Genomic DNA, 581 nt, shown 5'->3' with positions numbered 1-581 from the left:
CCCCGGCCACCTCCAACTCAGCCACCAACTCCGCCATCCCCGGCGCATCCAGACCCCTACGGCCAGCCAGCAGCAGATGCTCCACCCCGTGCTCGACGACCAAATGCCGGGCCACCAATCCGCCCAACGTCCCCGTACCACCAGTGACCAGCACCGTCCCCGGACCCTGCCACCCACCAACCCGCTCTACAGCCCCGGCTCCACTCACCCGCGCCAGACGAGCACAACGCACCACATCCCCACGCACCGCGAGCTGAGGCTCACCACACGCCACCAACCCGCCCACCACACCAGCATCAAGCCCCACACCACCATCACACTCATCCGCGAGAACATCGACAAGCAAAAACCGATCCGGATGCTCAGCCTGCGCACTACGCACCAAACCCCACACCGCCGCACCCGCAAAACTACCCACCGACTCACCCGGCTCCACCACCACCGCACCACAAGTCCGCACCAACAAACGACTCCCCGCCCACCGCTCATCACGCACAAACACCCCCAACACAGCAGCCACCTCCCGCACCACCCGATGCACCCCACCCACCACACCACCAGACCCCTCACCCACACCCACA

1 protein-coding gene is annotated in these 581 nt (G+C 66.3%); it reads right to left on the bottom strand.

Features of this window, described 5'->3' with window-relative positions; all coding sequences use genetic code 11:
- The coding region (locus VT50_RS41530; protein ID WP_420822269.1) for a SpnB-like Rossmann fold domain-containing protein at positions 1-529 on the bottom strand (529 nt) is incomplete at its 3' end.
- Between the last annotated feature and the right edge of the window lie 52 nt (positions 530-581).

The organism is Streptomyces antioxidans (assembly GCF_000968685.2).
GTDB classification, from domain to species: Bacteria; Actinomycetota; Actinomycetes; order Streptomycetales; family Streptomycetaceae; genus Streptomyces; species Streptomyces antioxidans.
Note: the sequence above shows the minus strand (reverse complement) of the source record. Positions and strands in the feature narration are given on the sequence as shown.